This is a genomic window from Brevibacillus laterosporus DSM 25 (assembly GCF_002706795.1).
Taxonomy (GTDB): Bacteria; Bacillota; Bacilli; order Brevibacillales; family Brevibacillaceae; genus Brevibacillus_B; species Brevibacillus_B laterosporus.
The window spans coordinates 3,614,150-3,634,045 of sequence record NZ_CP017705.1 but is presented as its reverse complement, the minus strand read 5'-3'; the positions used below and the strand labels follow the sequence as shown (position 1 = coordinate 3,634,045).

Below are 19,896 nucleotides of genomic sequence, written 5' to 3'. Positions count from 1 at the left end.
TTGTTTGGGGGTATTGTATGGAACGCGTTGCTATATACCTACGCAAATCCCGAGCAGACCTAGAAGCAGAATCCCGAGGTGAAGGGGAAACCCTCGCAAAACACAAAAAAGCATTACTGAAGGTTGCAAAGCATTTGAATCTAAACATCATCAGAATACGAGAGGAAATCGTCTCTGGGGAAAGTCTCCTCTACCGCCCAGAAATGCAAGAGCTTTTAAAAGAAGTTGAAGCTCATCAATACGATGCTGTACTGGTGATGGATATGGATCGTCTGGGACGTGGTAATATGCAAGAGCAAGGACTGATTCTTGAGACATTCCGTCAATCTAAAACCAAAATCATTACCCCCCGAAAAACCTATGACCTAGAGGATGAATGGGACGAAGAATATAGCGAATTTGAAGCGTTTATGGCTCGAAAAGAGCTTAAAATCATTAATCGTCGGCTACAAGGTGGACGCATTCGCTCTATTGAAGATGGTAACTATATAGGCACACGCCCACCATATGGATATCTGATTGAAAAGAAGGGGAAAGAACGATACCTCATCCCTCATCCTGAGCAAGCACCTGTTGTGAAAATGATCTTCGAATGGTATGCACACGACGACTACCAACAACGACTGGGAACAAGTAATATCGCTAATCACCTAAACGAGCTTGGCTACCGAACCTATACAGAAAAACTTTGGACGGCTGCTTCAATTCTGGTAATTATAAAAAACGCTGTCTACATAGGTCGTGTACAATGGAAAAAAACAAGCTACAGAAAATCCACAGATGTAACTAAAAAAAGTGAAAAGAAACTCCGACCGCCAGAAGAATGGATTGATGCAAAGGGCAAGCATGAGCCTTTGGTTTCGGAAGAGTTATTTCATAAAGCCCAGGAAATTTTAAAGAAGAAATACCATGTCCCCTATCAATTAGTAAACGGTATTACGAACCCATTTGCTGGTGTTATCAAATGTGCTCTGTGCGGGTCATCTATGGTTTACCGTCCATATGGTGATAATGCGGCACATTTGAAATGCTATAACCAGCTTTGCAAAAATAAAAGTAGTCGTTTTGATTATGTGGAAAACGCCATAATAAAAAATTTGAAGAAATGGCTAAAACAATACAAAGCGAACTGGGATGCATATAAAGAGCCTGAAACAAGTACTAACTCCATCGAACTGAAGGAATTTGCACTAAAAAGCCTGACACGTGAAATAGAAGAATTAGAAAATCAAAAATCTAAGTTACATGACTTTTTGGAGCGCGGCATCTATGACGAAAAAACATATCAGGACAGATCACAAAACGTAGCAACACGCATAGATGCAACAAAAGCAGCTATTATAAAAGTAAAAGAAGAATTACGTGTGGAAATACAAAGAGACCAAGCACAGCATGACATAATTCCAAAGGTTGAAACTGTAATAGATCTGTATGAAAAAACAGATGACTCTGCCGAAAAGAATCATCTGATAAAATCAATCCTTGATAAAGTGATATATCGGAAGGAAAAGTATCAACGAAACGACCAGTTTGAAATAACCCTTCACCCTAAATTACCCCATTGACACTCCCCATGCCTAAAGGCAGGGGATTCTTGGGTAGTCACTCCTAACGGAGTGAAATTTACCAAGCTATCCCTGTGTGTCCCACAGTTCAGTTGGTTATGCCAACAATCGAAGTCCTTCTTGCTCGATATTGATGGCAGCGTTTTTGTCACGATCATGTTGTACGCCGCAGTTCGGGCATGTCCAATTACGCAAATTGAGATTCTTTACCTCTTTATTTTGGTATCCACAACCAGAACACAACTGCGAAGACGGAAATTGTTTCCCCACAACAGAAATTGTTCTTCCATACCAAGCTGCTTTGTATTCCAGCATGGTTCTGAATGCCGACCATGACGCATCTGCAATGCTTTTCGCAAGCTTGTGGTTCTTGATCATGTTTTCCACACGTAAGTCTTCCAAGCAGATCGTTTGATTTTCACGAATCAGTTGAGTTGACAGTTTATGTAGAAAATCGTTTCGTGTGTTCGAGATTCTTTCATGTAGACGAGCTACTTGTTTTCGTGATTTTTCTCGGTTTTGACCACCTTTTTTACGTCTGGACAGTTTCTGTTGCCAAGTAGCAAGCTTCTTTTCGTAGTAGCGAAGAGCCTTGGGATTGGCTATTTTCTCACCTGTCGAAAGAATGGCAAAGTCTTTGATGCCAAGATCAACTCCAACAGTCTTTTCTGCTTGTAATAGGGGCTGAATCTCTGTTTCGCACAAAACAGATACAAAGTATTTGCCAGAAGGATTTTTTCTAACTGTAGCCGAGAGAATGCGTCCTTCGACTTCTCTTGACTTCGCAAATGTAACCCATCCAAGTTTAGGTAGTTTGATGCGATCCCCTTCCACTTTGATGTTCATCTTGCATGTGTAGGATTGCTTTGGATTCTTCTTGCTCTTGAATTTAGGATATCCTTTCTTTTCCTTGTAAAACTTTTTATACGAAGAATCCAAATCTTTCAAAGTGGATTGCAGGGCAGTGGAATCTACTTCTTTCAGCCACTCTATCTCTTTTTTGAGTTGTGTGAGCAGGGCAGAGCAATCGTTGTAGTTGAGTGTTTTCTGTTCTTGTTCGTAAGCATCCTTTCGCTTCGCAAGAAAGTGATTGAATACAAAGCGAGTGCATCCGATAGTTTTGTTGATGAGTGTCGCTTGTTCTCTGTTTGGATACAAACGAAATTTGTAAGCTCTGTGCATGCTCAATCACTCCTTTCTTTTTGTGACTCAATGTATTGTTTAATCACATCCAGTTGAACAGTCCCAACTGTGGCAACAAAGTAAGAGTTTGTCCAAAGTGAGGGGAGTCTACTTTTGAGATGTCTAAATTCCATCCGCAAAACTCTGGATGTATAGCCCTTCAAATGTTTCACTATTCGGTGGATTCCGAATTGAGGATCGCATGTGATGAGCAAATGAACGTGATCGGGCATGATTTCCATCTCAACCACTTCAGCACGCAATTCCTGTGCTTTTTCAAGAAACAATTCCTTTAATCGAACATCTACTGGTTCAATCAAAACCTTTTTGCGATACTTTGGACAAAAGACAACGTGGTATTTACAATCAAATACGATATTGTGGTTACTTTCCACTGATCTACTCAAAGCCATCACCATGGCTAATTATACCACATGTCGTTAGATACATTTAGCATATCTAACGGCAATCAGTGAAAAAAGAACTCTTTTTTGTTTGCTCTTAGCACCCTCTTCTAAGGATGCAGAGCAAAGTGCCTTATATCCCCATAGCCTAAAGCAAGGGGTTTTACGGCACGGTTGATAAAAAAATGACACTTAGATGGATAACGTCTAAGTGTCATTTCATTTCCCTCTTTATCCATTCCAATCGGATCGTGCAGAGATACATCTTTTTTGGTTTTCTTCAGACTACGTAGGTGCATCAGGATTTCGATTTCAAAGTCATTAGTAATGCGTGGTTAGAATGTATAAATTTCTACGCTGTCATCGAATACCCTTACTTCACGAACGATGTGACGAATAATTTTCTGTTTGTCTTCAAAGGTAAGCTTCTCTCGTCTTTTATTCAGATAATATTCGACCGCTTCTCGAAATTGGCTCTGGCTGTACTTGGTTCTTTCCTGATGCTGAACAGATTCTTTTAGAACTGTTAGTTTCTTTGTTAATTCCTCTTCTCTTTCCCTCAGCTCACGAATAGATTGTCGAATCTCTTCCTGGGATATACACAGGTCTTGGGAAAATAAAGTAAGCAATCGTTTTTTTCCATACCTAGCCTTTACGATTTCCGTTTCGATTCTAGATATTTCAACTTCTTCCAATGAAATACTTCTATCCTCCTGCACCGCTTCACTTGCTGCTGCAATTTCATTTGGTTGGTCCAGCCAGGTCATAATTGTTCTCCATACCTCGTTCTCCAGATTCTCAGCTTTTATTTTTCTACCACAACCAGAATTTTTCGCACCTGAAAAGTTTTTTAGATCTGTATATTCAAGTATGGACTTCCCCCAGTTTTTTGCTCTTCTACCTGTCATCGTATTCTCGCAAATTCCGCAGCGTACTAACCCACTTAAAAGATACCGATTATTACTCTCCTTCGCCCATCTACGCCGTGATTCTTTCATTAATCGTTGTGCGTGTTCATACGTTTCTTTCTTTATAATCGCTGGGCAGGCGACTTGTATCCATTCCTCTTTCGGGCGTTCTCTCATTGGGACACGTTCCTCTGGAGCCTTATGCTTATTACCGAGCATTCCCTCCGTATTCCAACGATTTTGATAAAACTCACCGATATACGCTCGATTTTGAAGGATCTGTCGCACTACTTGCCGATGCCAGACATCAGCCCCACGTTTCGTCGGTATGTTTTTTTTTGTAAGGTAATGAGCAATTCCATTAATCCCCTTCACGAGATCGTTCGGTTTAGTAAACAAATCGAATATAAATCTCACAATTTGCGCTTCGTTTTCATTGACAATCATCTGTTCATGTTCTTTATCAAAGGCGTATCCATATACTTGAAAATCTCGCAATACTTTACCCTGCCGAGCTTTTTGTCTACGACCTCGGCTCATGCGTTCTGTTATTTTTGCTTTCTCAAATTCCGCGATTGCACCGCGCATGCTGTAAAACAGATTACCCTCGGGAGTTTTAGCATATTCACCATTAACAAAGACCAATTCCACACCGAGCTTATCTAGCTCATCTGTAATAATAAGTTGGTTCATAAGTTTACGCGAAAGTCGATCCGGGTCTAAGCATACGATTTTTTTAATGAGTCCAGTTCGCGCATCCTGACGCATTTTCATCAATGCAGGCCGATCGAGGAATTCACCTGAAATTCCTTCGTCCACATATTCTAAAACTTCATCCGTTTTTGCCTTTCTTCGGCATTCGGCTATCTGGTCTTTCAAGCTGAACCCCTTCCTTGCTTGCTCCTCCGTACTCACCCTCGCATATACTCCGACCATCTAACCTCTCCTTCCTGTATTTTTCTTCCAGATAAGCATAGCAGGATAGTCGTATCTCGATAGTAGATTCACCTTCAATCAATTTGATATGCATCTATGCATCCCCCCCATAGAGGTTATGCGGGTTCTGCTTGTCTGCTTTCGAAAAAATGATTTTTTGCCAGCAAACGGTTTCGTCATTCGGATATTTGAATATTAGAATTTAGAAAGGAAAGAATCATTATGTTTGTTTTAATGAAAAACGATATAACGAAAATAGATATAGAAAAAGAGATTATGAATTCTAATATTGAATATAATGTCATTGCTCATGATAAAGAGCTATTAGAAAGTAAGGATATTTTCGAAGAACACCTTGAGGCTCAAAAGCTACATCTTGAGCGATACCTGGAGTGTATTCAAATAGCTGTTCATACTACTAACAAAAAAGCATTACATTTCTGGACCTCTCTAGGCTATAGACATTATGATGAAAGAACTTACAAGGATAAAGTGTTTTATAGCTTGGAAAAAAATTTGGACTAGCCACTAGTATATAAGTGGAGGGATAGATGACTGTAAGCTCAATTAGGATACTCCCTCTAACTTTTTGCTCTTCTTCAATACTTTTCAATCCTAGCAGGTTTTTTATACTCTTTTACCTGTCGATACTTCTCATAATCACATAAACAAGCGCATTTCCATGAAGGTTCGTCCAATCACTTTTCACTATTTTTGCTTAGTATAGAGTATAAACGGATGGAGGTGGAGTGCATGTGTTGTTTCCGTAGACGTCGCTGTGGGTGCTTTAGACGCCGCCGTCGTTGTTGTCGTCGTCGCTTCTTCTGTTAGATCTAATCCGATACCGTCCAATATGCTACACGGGCGGTATCCTTTTTCATGATTCAAATGGAACACTAGGGTAATTTCGGTAGGTCATTAATTTGTTACATAAAGGGTGATTCACTGCTTTTTATGGAGGGAATTAAAGGAAAGGTTGTCAATATGAGAAGACTATGGCAGTATATAAGGATATAAGAAACTCCCTATATTTTTTGTGAAATTTCAAGTTCGTTACTATTTCTTCGGAGTTGTAAAACGGAAATTGAACATAATTCTTATATATTCAATTAGCATGAAACGGATGGAGGAAATGAATAATGTTAGATTTGCCAAATTGCCCAAAGTGTAATTCAGAATACACGTATCAAGATGGAAGTCTTTTTATTTGCCCTGAGTGTGCTCACGAGTGGTCTTTAGAATTAGAATCTGATAATAATGAGGATAAAAGAATTATCAAAGATGCAAATGGAAATGTCTTAAACGATGGAGATACTGTAACAGTAATCAAAGACCTTAAAGTAACAGGAAGCTCTTCAGTCGTAAAAATAGGTACAAAAGTAAAAAATATACGCTTGGTTGATGGCGATCATGATATTGATTGTAAAATTGATGGTTTTGGAGCTATGAAATTAAAATCTCAATTTGTTAAAAAGGCATAACGATCGTTTACTACAATTGCCGAATCGTTACCCCATACCTTATAAAAGCCGTGGGTGCTTTTGGCACCTACAACCGATACATAGCCTCTTCCACAAAGGAGAGCTCATTATTTTGGAAAGAAGTGACCGTAAGAGCTAGGAAGCTCAAAGACGGTTGCTTCTTTTTAGTAAACACAGTTTTAGCACATTAGCGCGATCAGCAGTGTCCATGCATGTAATACTGTTCTATTCTCACCCTTCATTCCTAATTGACTAATGACATTAGAATATCATTTTCAATGCATCTTGCTGCATAGGTAGCAAGTTTCGTACCTTTATTCACCTGGTAACTTTCAATGGCTTTAATTAGTCCGATGGTACCAATAGAGATCAAATCCTCGCTGTCCTCGCCGGTGTTTTCGAATTTTTTGACGATGTGCGCCACCAATCGCAAATTATGCTCAATTAATTTATTTCGAGCGATGGGGTCTCCCGTTGCCATTAATTTAAGATACTTCTCTTCTTCTACCTCAGGCAGCGGTTGTGGAAACGCATTGTTTTTCACGTACGCCACAAACATAACCAATTCCTTAAACAGTAGCGAAAGCGCCACGAAGACACTTGACAAGTCTGCCACCTCCCCTTCAGTCTGCTCCTCTCCCTATCCATATGTAGGCAATTGCCTATACGTGCCTGTACAGAGCGAAAACCAATAAAATCCTAAAATAAAATTAACAGCTCTTAAAATAGTAAGCTAAAGGCACGCTCATAACAAAAAATACCCGACTGTATCTTTATTATATGAATGTAAACTTAGCAATAAAAAAACCAGCTAATAAGCTGGCGAATACGAATGTAATCTATATGTTAGGAAAATCTAACAATTCCTAATGTATTTAAGAACACAAGAATAATTAAGAAAGGTAGCACATATCTCACCAGTATAAACCAAATCCCAAAGAAGCTTGTTGCCAGCTTGGAACCTCTAACGAATTCAGCTTGTAACAGCTCTCGTTTCATTTTCATAGAAACAAACAGAGAGATAAGCAGGGCTCCTAATGGTAACAACATATTACTAACTAGATAATCTGCTGCCTCGAAAATGCTTTTGCCAAAAATAAGTTTATCTGACCAAATCCCAAATGACAAACAGGATGGTATTCCTAGCACAAAGACTCCCATTCCTGCTATCCAAGAATAACGTCGACGTTTGCTTGGATCTTTTCGCGTAAGCGAAGCTACAGTAATCTCTAAAAGAGAAAAAGCAGATGTAATTGTGGCAAAAAAGAAGAGTGCCAAAAAACAAGCTAGAAAGAATCCCCCTAAAGGTATTTGGCTAAATACAGCAGGTAACACATGAAAAAGTAATCCCGGTCCTTGTGTTGGTGTAAATCCAAGTGCGAATACAGCTGGAAAAATCGCTAACCCTGCCAGCAAAGATATGAGCAAATTCAAACTTACGATCGAAACCGCTGATCGTGTCAAGCTTACCGATTTATCCAGATAGGACGTATAGGTAGCCATGGCAGATGCCCCAAGACTTAGTGCAAAAAATGATTGTCCCATCGCAGCCAAAATGGTGGAGGATTCAATTTTGCTCACATCTGGTTTTAAAAAGAAAACGATTCCTTCCCATGCGCCAGGTAACGTTAAAGCTCGCCCCATAAGTACGATAAACAAAACAAATAAAGCAGGAAACATATATTTATTGGCTTTTTCAATACCATTTTGGACGCCACGAGCAATGATGATGATAGTTAATACGATAAAAATAAATTGGGCGATCAACGCTATATAAGGCTCTGAAATGACTTGCCCAAATAACTGCTCGTAATTCATATTTGGATGGCTTAGATTTCCAGTCACCGCCATACCCAAATAAAGTAATATCCAGCCACCTACTACACTATAAAAGGAGAATAATAAAAAGCAGGTGATGACACCCATGATACCTAAGAAGTACCATTTCGTTCCTGGAGCTAATTCCCGATAAGCAGACACCGCTTCCTTGCCTGTACTACGACCAATAACAAATTCACAAAGTAACAGTGGTAAACCAATCAGTAGAGTAAAGAAGAGAAATAGTAAAAAGAAGATTCCTCCCCCACTTGTTCCTGCTACATATGGAAATTTCCAAATTGCTCCTAATCCGATAGCCGATCCTGCTGCTGCTAAAATAAATCCAATTCGCGATGTCCATTGTTCCGACTGATGACTCATACTATACTCCGCTCCTGACTTTTCTCTGCTACATTCTTTGGGACCTCTCTAAAATCCCCCTAAACTTTATATTATACCTGATTTTCTTCCAAATCCAAAGTACTTTACGAGTATACTTTCGTTTTTGAAAAGGAGATCATAATTATTATTTGTAAAAAAAAGACGACAGGATACTTCTCTGTCGTCTGTCGTCTTCCTCATGATTTCCAAACCATATTTACCTATCTGACTACTATGATTAGTTATCTAAAATCCTCTAGTCTTTTCCTGTTTAGAATTCTTCCCTATTTGTAAAAGTATAATAGGCTATATCCTTCTGACTGTTCCTATCCTTTTCTCACTTTAAAATGTTCAACTGCTGTCTGTAAATCTTTTGCGGTTCGATTCACTTCACTTGCAGAAGTAGCAACCTCTTCAATGGCAGCTAATTGTTGCTGAGAGGAAGATGCCACATTTTGTGTATATTGCGTAGCTCCCTGAGCAATTTGTGATAACTGCTCGATGGTTGCCGTGACCTCCTCTGTACTAGCTGACATCTCTTCAGAGGAAGCGGACACTTCTTCAATTTGGCCCGTAATGTTTTGAATGGAAGAAACAATTCTTTCAAAAGCTTGTCCGGCCTGTTCAACAGCTCCCACCGTTTCTACTACTTCTCTTTCTCCTTTCGTCATGGAATCCATTGCTTGTTGCGTACCTTCCTGAATACCTTGTACCAGCAATCTAATTTGATCCGATGATTCTTTTGATTGCTCAGCTAGTTTACGCACTTCATTGGCTACGACAGCAAAGCCTTTTCCATTTTCACCTGCACGTGCCGCTTCAATCGCTGCATTTAATGCAAGTAGATTGGTTTGATTAGAGATCGTAGTAATAGCACCCGTAATATGTCCAATTTCAGTAGAAACTTCATTTAAAATATTAATAACCACTACAGCTTCATTTACGGTCTGACTTAACGCTCTGATTTGTCCGATCGTATTTTGAATCACTATATTCCCTTGCTCAGCTTCTTTTGTTGCTTCTCCAGCTACCTCTGCTACTTGAGAAGCAGATTCCGCAATACGCTGAATTCCTGTTGCCATTTCTTCCATTGAACGTACACTTTCCAGAGCCCCTTGCATCTGGGTTTCTGAACCCGCTGCTACCTGTTGAATGTCTGCAGAAATTTGCGTCGTGGCTTGCGTTGTCTGTTCAGCGTGGACAAAGAGATTTTCTGAAGAATCAACCATACTTGCTGTTGTTCGATCAATCCCCTTCACAACCTCTTCAATGCTACATAACATCGTATTAAAGTTCTCTGCTAATACCCCTATCTCATCCTTAGAAGTTACTGGTACACGAACAGTGAGATCTCCTTGTGCAGTCTGTAAAGATAGGTCAGATACAGCTTTAATGCGTTTCAATGTGTGCCGAATGGCATAGATACTACCACCAAGTAAAAGACCGCCCATACATAAACTTATCAATACAGGAAATTGTAAGCTTTGCAAAAGATCTTTTTGCATCAGATCATAATCAAAGTTAATGGCTAGTACAGCTGAAACTTGATCGGAACGATTCTTAATTGTGGTAAATACCGTTAAAATCTCTCTGTCTTCAGTAATAAAGGTTTTTGAAATACTTTCTCCCTTGTCCAATGCTGTTTGATACGCAATAAGCTGTGATGGATTTAGGTCGATAACAGTATTAGGCTTAACGCCCGCCTCTACAAGCTTATCACTTGCTAAAATAACTTTAAGCTGACTCTTTTGATCTGTTTCAATAAGGTCTGGAGCAAATAGATATCCATCTGTTATATATTCCGCTTTTAGTGAATTATCCAACTTATTGGACAGACTTATAAAGACGTTGGTGTAACCCGAATAGGTGTTTGAATCGTCAGCAAGCAGACGTTTAACAGCATCTATTTCTGAAGATAATGTCTCAAGCTGGGTATCGACTGTTTTTGAAATCGCTGCAATTACTTGAATAAACATCTGTTTCTGACGATCGTACGACAAGACAATTGAAACCGAGGCAAATAAAAGAATGATGACGGAGATGAAAGCTATCGCACGAAACGAAAGGCTTCTGTGATTCAAATGGTATCGCCCCCCACAGTTTTCAGTGATTTGAACAGACTTATGCATTATCTATATCGTCAATATACACCAAAAAATTTAGGCCTAATTACTTACTAACTGTAAAAAAAACGGGATTATACCTTTTCACATAAAAGAACAGTGTATTTTTTCCTGTTATTCTTCTCTTTTTTTGTTTTTCAGCTATAGTCACTTGACCAATACACGTCCTCCCATCTTCTCACATATACTGGCAAGATAGTTAACACTTCCGTCATTTTTGGAAAGGAGGTCTTGGGATGTCAACCTTATATCTTACAGAAACCGCATGGTCCCAGATTCAAAGAGCGGTTGGAGAATATCCTGATTTGGAAACAGGTGGGGTTCTTTTAGGTTATCAGCAAGATGCTACTAGTTGGATTATTACATTTGCTAGTGAGCCTGGTCCTAATGCATTACGGATGGAACATTCCATTTTATTTGATGATCCTTATCTTCGCCGTATCATTAGGCGTAAAACACGACCAAATAGTAAAATACAGTACATTGGCGATTGGCACAGTCATACAATGCCGCGTCTTACGCCTAGTCGAACCGACAAAAATACGTTCGTTCAAAAAAGCAATAAAAATGAATATCGTTCCAATTCCCCTATCATGTTGATCGTCGGATATAACCGACAGGAACAGCTAATGGCTCGCGCTTACTTCTTAGACAGAGGAATTCGTTCTTTTTCTAAGATCGAAGTTCAAACGTCGCAAGCCGCTCGATAGCTAATTTAAATGCTTGAGTCGCTTTGCTCGCCGCTGATATCTGTTGGTTTTTAGCTACCACTACAATAGCGTATCGAGGACTATTAGCAGGAGCAAATCCAGCAAACCACTGATGCACCTTAGGCTCTCCTTTATATAAGACCTGTGCGGTTCCGCTTTTACCAGCGACAGATAACGGCAGGTCTTTCAAGGAGCTGCCCGTACCTTCTCGGACAACCTCTTGTAGAAAACGCGAAAGCTTTTGAGAAGTAACCTTGTCCACTCCTACCCCAGCTAGCTCATTCTCCGGAAACTCATAAAATCGACTTCCATTCCGGTATTCAATTTCTGAGACGAGGCGAGCTTCCTTTGCTTTACCACCTCTAGCAATCATAGCCATCATATTTGCTGTCTGTAGAGGAGAAACCTGTACATCGCGCTGACCAATCGCTGTCTGAATGAGAACACCCTCATCATTTGGCGATACTCCTTTAGCAAAAACTTGACCTTTCTCTTCTCCATCTAGCTGCTTAAAATTTTCCATTTTATACAATTGGTCAACCTGCCACCCAACTTGGTTGGTTAGCCCCATTTTCTCCGCTTGTTTCAAAATTCGTTCTCCACCTAAACGCTTGGCGATCTCAGCAAAAGTAATATTACATGACTCCGCAAAGGCTTCCAGCATAGTTAAGTGTCCATGACCTTCTTTTTTCCAGCAGGAGAATCCATATTTTCCATAGCTGCCTTCACAGGTAAAGGTTTCTCTAGGAGATACAACCCCATCCTCTAGTGCAGCGGCAGCTACGACTGTTTTATAAACCGATCCTGGTGAAATCTGAATTAATGCTTGATTTTTCCATTTTCCTTCTTCCACATTCACCTTCGTTGGGTCAAATTTTGGACGAGAAGCCATTGCCAGGATATCACTATTTTTCACATCAAGCACCACGACCGCCCCATCTTCTATTCCCGCCATATCCATTGCTTGTTCCATATATGATTGGATTTGGCGATCCACTGTTGTTTTCACGGTCAATGGATAAAAGGCATTATCCTCTATAGAAAATCTTGTATCCAATCCACTTAAGGGATTTCCTTGACCATCTACATAATAAGAGAGGATAGATGGTTGCATTCCTTGCAAAAAACGATCAAACGTTCGTTCTAGTCCAGAAGATCCAATCGGGGTATCGGCCATCATTTTTCCACTTCGTAAATCATCTGCATATAATTGCGCAATTCGCTCAGGATTTTGACTTACATACCCGATCACTTGTTTAGCAATACCTGTTGGAGCATAACGTTCCGTCATTGCTACGGATAAGATGCCTGGGATTTTTAAATCATTAATTTGCTTCATCTGTTTTTCATTTAATTCAATGATATTTCCAGCGAAGTCACGCAAAGGTGCCGGGTTTTTTCCTTTCTGAATCATTTTCATGATTTCAGACTCCCTACTTTGCACAATCTCCGCTACTTTTCTGATCTTCTCATTTACCTCTGTATTACCACGAGCCAATGGAAAAAGAATGAGTGCACTTTTTTCTACTCCCGTAAGCGGTTCTCCATGACGATCTGTGATTTCACCTCGTCCACTATTTAATGTAATGGCCTGCTGTCTTTGTTTAACCGCCGCTTTAACCAAATCAATATTATGAGGGGAAAAAGAATGGGCTGCTGCTACCTGAATCCACCAAAGCCTCACTAATAATCCCCCGAACAGTAAACTGATAATTAGTAGGATAAGGAAGCTTCTCCGCTTATTAAGCGCTTGCAGATCCATTTTCTTTCTCACCTCCTTCACTTTTTCTCCCCAGTATTTCCCTCCAGCCACCTTTTCAAACCAAAAAGACCCACACCATGTAAGCTGGTATGAGTCTTTTGTAATCATTTATTAGCTATGTCTATTCAAAAAAACATTGGTTCTTATCATGTAAGATGTTGTGTATTTTTGTGGAGAGCAGATCAAGTGCTACCTTGTTATAGCCACCCTCTGGAATAATGATATTTGCATAGCGCTTTGTGGGTTCGATAAATTGCAAATGCATGGGACGAACAACATTTAAGTACTGTTGAACAACACTGTCTAAACTGCGTCCGCGCTCCTCAATATCACGCTGAATACGCCTCACGATACGAACGTCGGCGTCTGTATCAACAAACACCTTAATATCCATCATGTCGCGAATACGTTGGTCTTCTAAGATCAACATACCTTCAAGGATAATAACATCGGCTGGCTGGACATTAACCGTCATTGCCGCTCTAGTATGCTCCTTAAAATCATATTGCGGTTTTTCGATTGCTCGATAGTTGAGTAGCTCATGGAGGTGTGTTAGCAATAGATCATTATCAAAAGCAAAAGGATGGTCGTAATTTGTTTTTACACGCTCATCCATTGTCATGTAGCTTTGATCCTTATAATAAGAATCCTGCTCAATCATCAAGACACTCTCGTCTTTAAACTGGCGGTATAATTCTCTTGCAACGGTGGTTTTACCGGACCCGCTTCCCCCGGCTACCCCAATCAGTACGGGGCGACCCATTCTATAGCTCCTTCCTCATCATGTCATAAGGTTTCACCGGTTGGTTTACCTTCATTTTGACCAATGACATTGGATGACGTGCTGCATCTAATGTTTCATCAGTGACATGGTGCCAAATTTGTTCTACTTGTTGTGCAAAGAATGTATCTGGTCCAAAGAATTCTACCTTCGAGCCCACTTTAAAGTGGTTGCGCACTTGAACAGTTGCAATACTTGTAGCAGGATCATAGTCCATAACCAATCCGGCAAAATCGTAAGGGATCGGATGATCTGGTTCACCAAAGATTTGTTCTTGTGTGCTTGGGCTTCCGTAAAAGAATCCAGTAGACAGCGTACGTGGCGCAGCCTTGTACACTTCGTCGATCCATTCTTGTTTGATCTTGAAGTTTTTCGGATTTTCAAAGTAAGAATCAATCGCCATGCGATAAGCACGAGAAACGGTTGCTACATAATGGATAGACTTCATCCGGCCTTCCACTTTTAGGGAATCGACACCAGCGTCAATCATATCTGCAATATATGGTAACATGCTTAAATCCTTAGGAGACATCGTATATTGCTCGTCTCCTTCAGCAAACAATGTCTTGGCACCGTTTTTCTCTGCCTCTTCGAAGTTAAATCCATCTTCAAATAGATCATATTTCCAACGACAGGATTGTGCACAACCTCCACGGTTAGAATCACGCATCGCCATATGATTAGACAATACACATCGACCGGAATAAGCAATACACATCGCGCCGTGAATAAACGCTTCAATTTCTACATCAACATGAGATTTTATATCATAAATTTCTTTCATGGAAACTTCACGTGCTAGAACGACACGAGAAATTCCTTCATCTTTCCAAAACTGAACGGAGCGCCAGTTCGTTGTAGAAGCCTGAGTGCTCAAATGCACTTCAATTTTTGGAGCCGCCTTCTTACATGCCTGAATCAATGCAGGGTCCGCTACAATAACAGCATCAATGCCAATATTTTGTAGTTCCTGATAATACTCCGCCATGCCACCTAAATCTTCGTTGTGGGCAATAATATTGGTCGCTACAAACACTTTAGCTCCGTGAGCATGGGCAAATTTAACCCCTTCACGCATTTCATCATAGGAGAAGTTATCAGCATTGGCACGCAAGCTGTATACTTGACCACCGATATATACGGCGTCTGCTCCATAACGAATTGCAAACTGTAATTTTTCTAGGTTACCTGCTGGAGCTAGTAACTCAGGCTTAGCAATCACCGATTTTAATCCTGTTTGATTTGGGGTTATAATCGTGCTCAAGATGATTCACCTCTCATTTCAATTTACGCAAGTCTTCTTTACCCGTTTATGCATGGTAAGGAATTGGTGGTTTATAATAAAATCCAGTGTTCAAAGGTCGATTTTTTGGTTGCAGGGCTTCGATTTTCTCAAGAAACTCAGCTGCTTTATCACGATATTGTTCTACATCAGATACGCACAAATCTAGAGCTTCACGATATAGCTTGGTCACTTCAATTAAATACTCAGAGGTATGCAGCAATCCTTCAATTTTCAAACTGTCCAATTCACCATTCACAAAATCCTCAAGACCATCAATCATACAGATATCTTCCGCACTGATAATATGAGTTCCATGGAGATCTTCATATACAGGATAGCTAATATTGCGGCGTTTTTCTTCCTTCACGTACATGCCGCGATCCATACTGGTATCTTCCTGTTCCATATCACGTCCCTGATGACCAAAATAAGCCGATACAAGATCACGTTTGGATTGGAAAATGCAAGTTGGACCATGTACTTGCGTTTGAATCTCGCATTTTGCTTCTTGTTGATTTTCAAGGGTCTCATCTATGGTCAATTCACGTGCCAATACAGCACGGCTTGCCCCTTTTTCTGCCCAATAATTAATTGTATCGTAACTTGTGGATAGCATTTCCATACTCCAGTGTAGCTTTAGCTTGGAAGCCACTTGTTTAGCAGCTACCAAAACAGCCGGATCACCAAATACTACAGCATCTGCTCCCACTGTTTCCAAACGAATGAGAAAATCGTCTAATCCATCTAATTCTTCATTGTGCAATAACGAATTTATATTGATGTACACCTTAGCACCCTTACTATGTGCCAAGCGAATCGCTTCGTCTATTTCTTCAACGGTAAAATCTCCTGCATTGCGTAGTCCATAGCGTGCTTCTCCAATGCTTAGAGCATCCGCACCAGCCTCAATTAACGGCAGAACATCAGCTAATTTTTTTACCGCAACCAATAGTTCAGGCTTTTTCACGCACTGCCCTCTCCTCTCGTCTGCTTTACACTAATCGCAATCCCATCCCCTATAGGTACAATGGATGTTTCTAGCTGGGGGTGTCCCATTAGATGCTTGTTAAATCCATCAATCTTCTCGACCATTTTCTTTTGACGTTTTCCTGCCGCTTGCGGATCAGTAACAAGACCACGGTATAAGACATTGTCCGTAATTACTAGACCCCCTTCTTTTAACAAAGGGAGGTATAATTGTAAAAAGGTGAGATATTGTCCCTTAGCAGCGTCAATAAACAAACAATCAAACTCATATGAATCTGCTAAACCCTTTGTCGCGTCGCCCTCTATCAGTTCAATTCGATCTTCTAGGCCAGCTTCTTTAAACGTAGCACGTGCGCGGGTGATTCGCTCTTCGTCTAGTTCCATTGTTACTATTTTTGCCGTAGGAGCAGCCTCAGCCAACCAGGTTGTTGAGTAACCAATGGCTGTACCTACTTCCAAGATGCTTTTGGGTCTTTTGATTAACAGTAAGGTACGTAAGAATTGTGCCCCAGTCAACTGAATGATAGGGATATTCTCTTCATGTGCCTCCTGCTCTAGTCGCGTTAATAGCGGGGAGCGCTGTGGAATAAGATCTTTTAAATAATTATCTATCGCAGGGTTCGTAATCATGTGGAAGGTCCCCCGTTCTCTTTCAACCAGATAGTATACATTTTGGTATAGAATCTGTCATAAGCTAATTCACAACCGTTCTATTATAACACATTTCACCAAAACAGCCACTATCGTTTTGTTACCAACTTCCTTGACTTTGAGCATTTTTAGAAACATGCTCTGCAAATGTCTTGGAGAAGTAATGCTCCTGTGTCCCGTCCTTTTTCGTCACAAAGAAGAAGTATTCGTTTTTTTGTGGATTCACGACCGACTCAAGCGACGCTCTACCAGGACTCGCAATCGGTCCAGGAGGCAGTCCCTCATGAATATAGGTGTTATATGGACTAGCTATCTTTAAATCTTCAAATGTAATGCGATCACGTTGCTTGCCTAAGACGAACTGTACAGTGGCACATGATTGTAATTTCCAGCTATCACGCATTCGATTATAAAAAATTCCAGCTACAATTGACCGTTCGTGGTCCACCACCACTTCACGTTCTACAATCGCAGCCAAATTAACCGCTTCATCTATTGTTAACTTGTGCTTCTTTATTTGTTCGGTCCATTCTGGCTTCCACTCTTTTTGAAACTGTCCCAGCATTTTGGCGATAATCTCATGCTCACTTGCTCCCTTACGAACCTCATAGGTTTCTGGAAACAAATATCCCTCTAACCGATATTTTCGCCCTTCTTTCTTGGGAATAGACGAGACAAACGGAAATTCAGAGAAATCTCCCTCGTTTATTTCATGTATAAAAATATCTTTCTCAATTAACCCTTTTTTAGCAAGCGCATCTGCAATCTGGCTTACGTTCCAGCCCTCTGGTATGGTAAAGCGAGCCACTTCTGCTTGAGTTCCTTCGCTCAACATATTGATCAATTGTTCGATGGTTACTTGTTGATCAATTTGATAGGTTCCTGCTTTCAGATCACCAGCTACTCCTTGATAGCGAACATAATACGAGAATAAATTGGCATTTTTAATAATACCATTCTTCTCTAGCAGTGTAGCTATTTGCTTGACGCTAGAACCTGGAGGGATATCTACTTCGGTAGTAGCTGTAATGGCATTTGGTTGCAACTGTTGATATACATAAGAGGTCCCCACGCCGCCTACTATTAGGACAAGCAATGTGAACCATAGCAAGCCTTTTACTATAAACCCACCGCTTCGTTTCTTTCGCGATCGGGATTGATTCCTTAGCAAATCCTGTCTTTCTTCACTATCTTTTGCCAAGCTCACACACTCCTCCTCACATTACATCGCCATTCATTATACAAAAAGATCGTATATCTTGCACGTTTTGATAACGATTCTTGTTGTTTGTCTATCCGTTTTTTCCATTATTTTTTATATCTTCAAAAACTCGCCTTACTAAATGGGCATGACAAAGAGTGTCATCATCCAACTGCTCAATCTCTGTTAAACGAAACCATCTTGCTTCTATGATTTTTGTTCCGTCTATCTGAATGCTACCTCCACTCACAGTCGCTGTAAAAACATTGCACACCACTTGTTCTCTCGTTGCATCTACAAATTGATAGATACCTGCTAGACCGATTAAATCTACTTGTAGAGCCGTTTTTTCAGATACTTCGCGCACAGCAGCATCCATAATTTTTTCTCCTGCTTGTACTACTCCTGATGGGATATTCCATAAACCTCCGCATTCTTTGCTTTCTTCTCGAATCAGTAAAAATTGATCTTCTTGTACTATTACCGTACTTACCATTTTCGTCGCCATAAGCTCCCTCTTCCATCCTTGATTTAAAAAAAGCATGAGCTACTGAAGAAAAGTCATCATCCTTGTGATGCCCTTTTCTCCAGTTGACCCATGCTCTGTTCTTCCTACGTGATCAAATACTAGCTCTCTTCGCTTTCCAATTCGTCGATCAATGTTTCAAAGGTAGCTTCTACAGCGTCCCATTCAGCATCGTCTTCAATAGGCTCAAGAATGTCGCTTCCATCATAACGCAAGAAGTGAACTTCATACTCTTCGTTATCTTCTTGATCAACTGGAACTAAAACTAGATAATTGCGATCTTCCACTTCTAGGATGTACATGATGCGGAAATCACGGGTAGCCGAATCGTCTTCCCCTTCCTCCACCAATGCGATCACGTCGCCTACTTCATAGTCATTTTTCATGTCTTCACTCATTGTTTTCACCTCGAATTAGCATCCAAATACCCCTGAAGGATGAGTACGGCTGCCATTTTATCAATCACTTTCTTTCGCTTTTGGCGACTCACATCAGCCGAGATTAACATTTTCTCCGCTGCCATCGTCGTCAATCGCTCATCCCAGAGATGAACGGGTAATCCTGTCCGCTCCTTCAGTTGCTCAGCAAAAGCTTGACAGTATTCACCCTTGGGGCCAATCGTGCCGTTCATATTCTTCGGCAGACCAACCACCAGTGCTTGTACTTGGTACGTCGCAATCCATTCTTCGATACGCCCAAAATCATTTTCTTTGGACGAGCGTCTAATCGTTTCGATTCCTTGAGCGGTCCAACCTAGCTCGTCGCTTACTGCGACGCCTATGGTCTTTTCACCCACATCCAATCCAAGTATTCGCATAATTATCTCCTATGAAGTTATGAACCTTTTGGTGACAAGTAAGCTTTCACCATTTCTTCAATTAGCTTGTCGCGTTCAATTTTACCAATTAAACTGCGAGCATTGTTATGGCGAGGAATAAATGCAGGATCTCCTGATAATAGATATCCTACAATCTGCGTAATTGGATTATAGCCTTTTTCTTGTAGAGCGCTATATACTTCTTCCAAAGTAGCACGTACTTCAGCTTCACTTGCTTCCTTTGGAGCGCTAAACTTCATGGTATTGTCCATAGACATAGCCTAACACCTCGCTTTATTTAAAAATGAGCCTATTATAAGCATAATGAGTAACTCATTTTTAGGGTTTATCCGAAAGGCAAAGGATTCACCCGCACAG

Annotated in this window: 20 protein-coding genes and 1 pseudogene; 4 read left to right on the top strand and 17 right to left on the bottom strand. The window is 40.5% G+C overall.

Annotated features, from left to right (window positions below; all coding sequences use genetic code 11):
* Positions 1–17: 17 nt before the first annotated feature.
* Positions 18–1,565, top strand: a complete 1,548-nt coding sequence (locus tag BrL25_RS17240) for a recombinase family protein (protein WP_018672987.1) — start codon at positions 18–20, stop codon at positions 1,563–1,565.
* A 96-nt stretch (positions 1,566–1,661) separates the two neighbouring features.
* On the opposite strand, the gene tnpB is transcribed toward BrL25_RS17240, so the two are convergent.
* The 4 genes from tnpB to BrL25_RS25755 all read right to left on the bottom strand — a co-directional run bounded on the left by tnpB (position 1,662) and on the right by BrL25_RS25755 (position 5,089).
* The gene (tnpB, locus tag BrL25_RS17235; RefSeq protein WP_099327272.1) at positions 1,662–2,747 is read right to left on the bottom strand and encodes an IS200/IS605 family element RNA-guided endonuclease TnpB; all 1,086 of its coding nucleotides are present in this window, start codon (positions 2,745–2,747) and stop codon (positions 1,662–1,664) included.
* Positions 2,748–2,749: 2 nt separating this feature from the next.
* The gene (gene tnpA / locus BrL25_RS17230; protein WP_157775854.1) at positions 2,750–3,154 is read right to left on the bottom strand and encodes an IS200/IS605 family transposase; all 405 of its coding nucleotides are present in this window, start codon (positions 3,152–3,154) and stop codon (positions 2,750–2,752) included.
* 332 nt (positions 3,155–3,486) lie between these two features.
* Entirely contained in the window at positions 3,487–4,938 is a 1,452-nt protein-coding gene (locus BrL25_RS17220) for a recombinase family protein (RefSeq protein WP_236847791.1), read from the bottom strand.
* Positions 4,892–5,089, bottom strand: a complete 198-nt coding sequence (locus BrL25_RS25755) for a hypothetical protein (protein ID WP_236847790.1) — start codon at positions 5,087–5,089, stop codon at positions 4,892–4,894. The genes BrL25_RS17220 and BrL25_RS25755 overlap by 47 nt, the downstream gene beginning before the upstream one ends.
* A 128-nt stretch (positions 5,090–5,217) precedes the next feature.
* On the opposite strand from BrL25_RS25755, the gene BrL25_RS17215 reads away from it, so the two are divergent.
* Together BrL25_RS17215 and BrL25_RS17210 are read left to right on the top strand one after the other, a co-directional pair.
* On the top strand, positions 5,218–5,520 hold the full coding sequence (locus tag BrL25_RS17215) for an N-acetyltransferase (RefSeq protein WP_018672179.1): 303 nt from the start codon (positions 5,218–5,220) through the stop codon (positions 5,518–5,520).
* Positions 5,521–6,134: 614 nt separating this feature from the next.
* Positions 6,135–6,476, top strand: a complete 342-nt coding sequence (locus BrL25_RS17210; RefSeq protein WP_018672180.1) for a zinc ribbon domain-containing protein YjdM — start codon at positions 6,135–6,137, stop codon at positions 6,474–6,476.
* Between the two features lie 253 nt (positions 6,477–6,729).
* On the opposite strand, the pseudogene BrL25_RS17205 reads toward BrL25_RS17210, so the two are convergent.
* The 3 genes and pseudogenes from BrL25_RS17205 to BrL25_RS17195 all read right to left on the bottom strand — a co-directional run.
* A pseudogene (locus BrL25_RS17205) lies at positions 6,730–7,083 on the bottom strand (sigma-70 family RNA polymerase sigma factor); the annotation flags it as partial.
* Positions 7,084–7,322: 239 nt separating this feature from the next.
* Complete coding sequence (locus tag BrL25_RS17200; protein ID WP_018672182.1) at positions 7,323–8,675, bottom strand: sodium-dependent transporter; 1,353 nt, start codon at positions 8,673–8,675, stop codon at positions 7,323–7,325.
* Positions 8,676–9,001: 326 nt separating this feature from the next.
* Entirely contained in the window at positions 9,002–10,756 is a 1,755-nt protein-coding gene (locus BrL25_RS17195) for a methyl-accepting chemotaxis protein (protein WP_018672183.1), read from the bottom strand.
* A 278-nt stretch (positions 10,757–11,034) separates the two neighbouring features.
* On the opposite strand from BrL25_RS17195, the gene BrL25_RS17190 reads away from it, so the two are divergent.
* Positions 11,035–11,508, top strand: a complete 474-nt coding sequence (locus BrL25_RS17190; protein WP_018672184.1) for a Mov34/MPN/PAD-1 family protein — start codon at positions 11,035–11,037, stop codon at positions 11,506–11,508.
* Here BrL25_RS17190 and BrL25_RS17185 read toward each other — a convergent pair.
* The 10 genes from BrL25_RS17185 to BrL25_RS17140 all read right to left on the bottom strand — a co-directional run bounded on the left by BrL25_RS17185 (position 11,471) and on the right by BrL25_RS17140 (position 19,796).
* Positions 11,471–13,270 carry a peptidoglycan D,D-transpeptidase FtsI family protein gene (locus BrL25_RS17185; RefSeq protein ID WP_018672185.1) on the bottom strand — a complete coding sequence of 600 codons (1,800 nt, stop codon included), beginning with the start codon at positions 13,268–13,270 and terminating at the stop codon, positions 11,471–11,473. The genes BrL25_RS17190 and BrL25_RS17185 overlap by 38 nt on opposite strands.
* 121 nt (positions 13,271–13,391) lie before the next feature.
* Positions 13,392–14,033 (bottom strand): uridine kinase, encoded by a 642-nt coding sequence (udk, locus tag BrL25_RS17180; protein WP_018672186.1) that lies wholly within the window; start codon positions 14,031–14,033, stop codon positions 13,392–13,394.
* Between the two features lies 1 nt (position 14,034).
* Positions 14,035–15,315, bottom strand: a complete 1,281-nt coding sequence (locus tag BrL25_RS17175) for a peptidase U32 family protein (RefSeq protein WP_018672187.1) — start codon at positions 15,313–15,315, stop codon at positions 14,035–14,037.
* Positions 15,316–15,361: 46 nt separating this feature from the next.
* Entirely contained in the window at positions 15,362–16,303 is a 942-nt protein-coding gene (locus BrL25_RS17170; RefSeq protein WP_018672188.1) for a peptidase U32 family protein, read from the bottom strand.
* Entirely contained in the window at positions 16,300–16,953 is a 654-nt protein-coding gene (locus BrL25_RS17165) for an O-methyltransferase (RefSeq protein WP_018672189.1), read from the bottom strand. The genes BrL25_RS17170 and BrL25_RS17165 overlap by 4 nt, the downstream gene beginning before the upstream one ends.
* A 121-nt stretch (positions 16,954–17,074) precedes the next feature.
* Positions 17,075–18,181, bottom strand: a complete 1,107-nt coding sequence (gene mltG / locus BrL25_RS17160; RefSeq protein ID WP_018672190.1) for an endolytic transglycosylase MltG — start codon at positions 18,179–18,181, stop codon at positions 17,075–17,077.
* An 85-nt stretch (positions 18,182–18,266) separates the two neighbouring features.
* Complete coding sequence (locus BrL25_RS17155; protein ID WP_018672191.1) at positions 18,267–18,683, bottom strand: NUDIX hydrolase; 417 nt, start codon at positions 18,681–18,683, stop codon at positions 18,267–18,269.
* Positions 18,684–18,802: 119 nt separating this feature from the next.
* A complete protein-coding gene (locus tag BrL25_RS17150; protein ID WP_018672192.1) occupies positions 18,803–19,099 on the bottom strand; it encodes a DUF1292 domain-containing protein in 297 nt (98 codons plus the stop codon).
* Between the two features lie 5 nt (positions 19,100–19,104).
* Positions 19,105–19,518, bottom strand: coding sequence for a Holliday junction resolvase RuvX (ruvX, locus tag BrL25_RS17145; protein WP_018672193.1), 414 nt, complete (start codon positions 19,516–19,518; stop codon positions 19,105–19,107).
* A 17-nt stretch (positions 19,519–19,535) separates the two neighbouring features.
* Complete coding sequence (locus tag BrL25_RS17140; protein WP_003338316.1) at positions 19,536–19,796, bottom strand: IreB family regulatory phosphoprotein; 261 nt, start codon at positions 19,794–19,796, stop codon at positions 19,536–19,538.
* Positions 19,797–19,896 lie beyond the last annotated feature (100 nt).